Genomic DNA, 2,446 nt, shown 5'->3' on the forward strand with positions numbered 1-2,446 from the left:
CCCTTATCAAGGGGGCAGGGGGGATCAAAGACAAAATCTATCTTCAATTTAATTGAAACCACTTACTTAGGGTTACAGTTAAATTATTCCGGGTCTCGGAGGCCTAGTCACTAATCAACTTAGACAAAGGACAAGAGAGCCATTCTAGATAACTATTACTCAATTCTTTGACAGCCAATTCATAGAACCTCTGACCGTGTTCGGGAGTGGCTAAAGCAGGATTGGAACCCATACGACCATCGGGGTAGTTTTGGCGAAAATTAGCCGCACCGTAAATATCATGACCAGAAGCCACTTTTTCGGATAAAAAGGCGTTTTTAAGGCTCTCAGGGTAAAGATACTGAGTTAAGGCCACTTCGCTCGGTGTAGCGTGGGAACCTTCTTGATCTCCATACAATTCTTTGGCTAAAAGATAAACTTCTCGCACCATAAACCAATTGGCCACTTGACATTTAACCTCGTTTGTGTTAGGCAAATTGAGGGAATCCAAATGATAATAGGTTTCCGCAAAAGCGGCCTTTAGGGTGGCAATATTACCCCCGTGACCATTAATGAAGAAAAATTGACGAAAACCGGCTCTAGCTAAACAAGTCACATAGTCGAGGATGACTTGAATCAAAGTGCTAGGACGAAGACTAATTGTACCGGGAAAAGCCGTGTGATGTAGGGCCATACCGACATTTAAGGTCGGTGCTACCATTGCTCGTACCTGTGTCCCTACTCCTTTAGCGATCGCCTCAGCGCATAGAGCATCTGTACCAATTAGTCCCGTCGGCCCGTGTTGTTCCGTGGAACCAATAGGAATAATAATTCCCTGAGATTGTTCTAGATAGGATTCCACCTCTAACCAGGTAGATAACTGTAATAACATTCGGCTCTACCCCCCCGAGTGCAGGTTGACCAATTGAGATAAAATTAGGACGAATAATCAAGTATTTTTATGTTAACCCTTGACACCCCCCCCTTGTCGGCGAGTACGGATTTCGTTCCCAATCATCGGATTTTAATCGTTGAAGATGAAGAAGTGATTCGGGATATGATTATTTTGGCTTTGGAAGAAGAAGGTTATGAGGCGCTCGGTGTTAGTGATGGTCGCGCTGCCCTAGAATTACTGCAAAGTCAAGAATCTAATCACGGTGAATCTCGGTTTGATTTGGTCGTTTTGGATTTAATGTTACCCCAAATCAGTGGTCTTGATATCTGCCGTCTGTTGCGCTATCACGGCAATATTATCCCGATTTTAATCTTAAGTGCCAAGGCCAGCGAAACCGATCGAGTTTTGGGTTTAGAAGTGGGTGCCGATGATTATCTGACTAAACCCTTTAGTATGCGAGAATTAGTCGCTCGTTGTCGCGCTCTGATTCGTCGTCAAGGATTTACTTCCCTAGCTGCCGCTCCCGTGCGAAAATTCCGCGATGTTCTTCTCTATACCCAGGAATGTCGGGTGACGGTGCGACATGAAGAAATTAACCTTTCTCCTAAAGAATTCCGTCTCCTCGACCTATTTATGAGTTATCCGCGCCGAGTTTGGTCAAGAGAGCAGTTAATTGAACAAATTTGGGGACCAGATTTTTTAGGAGACACCAAAACCGTCGATGTTCACATTCGCTGGTTACGGGAAAAACTGGAAATCGATCCCAGTCAACCGGAATACCTGATTACTGTACGCGGTTTCGGTTATCGTTTTGGCTAGGTGAGCGATTATATTTTCCCGATTAGCGATCGCCGCTCCCGCAGACAATGACTATTTTCGCTTTTATTTTCGGGGTAGTTTTAGGTTTGAGTATTTGTTACTGGCAAGTCTCACGCTTAAATAGAGAGTTAAAGCGAACCCTAAGCGCTCTCTCGGATTCGGCGGATTTGTCGGCTTCTTTTCCCGTTACCTCCCTAGTGCGTCGAGAATTACAGTTTCTCTCCCAAAGTCTGCAAGAGCGAGAAAAGAGCTTAGAAATTCAGAAATCCTTGCTAGAACTAGCGCCGATCGCCTATCTTCATGTGGATGCCGATAATCAACTACTCTGGTGCAATCAACAGGCAATAACCCTCTTAAAACTCGATCGCTGGCAGCCAGATCAAGTGCGTCTGCTGCTGGAATTGGTACGCTCCTACGAATTAGATCAATTAATTCAAGAAACTCGCCAAAAACAGAGTCCACAGGTGCAAACTTGGACTTTTTACCCGACTAATTATCCTGTTAACCCCATTAGCGATCGCCAAGTGATTGCTCCTAAATCGATTGCCTTGAAGGGTTACGGTTATCCCTTGCCAGAAGGTGAAATCGCTGTATTTATCGAAAATAGACAGCCTTTAGTGGAATTATCGCAAAATCGCGAGCGAGCTTTCTCTGACTTAACTCACGAGTTACGCACTCCCTTAACCTCTATTTCTCTCCTCACCGAAGCTTTACAAAAACGCCTCCAAGCTCCCGAAAGACGCTGGTTAGAAC

The 2,446-nt window shown here is 44.8% G+C and carries 3 protein-coding genes; 2 read left to right on the plus strand and 1 reads right to left on the minus strand.

Features of this window, described 5'->3' with window-relative positions; all coding sequences use genetic code 11:
* Positions 1-103: 103 nt before the first annotated feature.
* Entirely contained in the window at positions 104-871 is a 768-nt protein-coding gene (locus IQ242_RS22450; protein WP_193961467.1) for a creatininase family protein, read from the minus strand.
* A 69-nt stretch (positions 872-940) separates the two neighbouring features.
* On the opposite strand from IQ242_RS22450, the gene IQ242_RS22455 reads away from it, so the two are divergent.
* Together IQ242_RS22455 and IQ242_RS22460 are read left to right on the plus strand one after the other, a co-directional pair.
* A complete protein-coding gene (locus IQ242_RS22455) occupies positions 941-1,693 on the plus strand; it encodes a response regulator transcription factor (protein ID WP_002747616.1) in 753 nt (250 codons plus the stop codon).
* 47 nt (positions 1,694-1,740) lie between these two features.
* Positions 1,741-2,446 (plus strand): histidine kinase dimerization/phospho-acceptor domain-containing protein (locus tag IQ242_RS22460; RefSeq protein ID WP_193961468.1); only part of this gene is annotated, 706 nt, incomplete at its 3' end.

The sequence above is a fragment of the Microcystis sp. LEGE 08355 genome (assembly GCF_015207185.1).
GTDB classification, from domain to species: domain Bacteria; phylum Cyanobacteriota; class Cyanobacteriia; order Cyanobacteriales; family Microcystaceae; genus Microcystis; species Microcystis panniformis.

What these genes read in the sequence shown, in the direction of transcription:
- IQ242_RS22450 (WP_193961467.1), bottom strand. Translation starts at nt 871, where the DNA reads ATGTTATTACAGTTATCTACCTGGTTAGAGGTGGAATCCTATCTAGAA.
- IQ242_RS22455 (WP_002747616.1), top strand. Translation starts at nt 941, where the DNA reads ATGTTAACCCTTGACACCCCCCCCTTGTCGGCGAGTACGGATTTCGTT.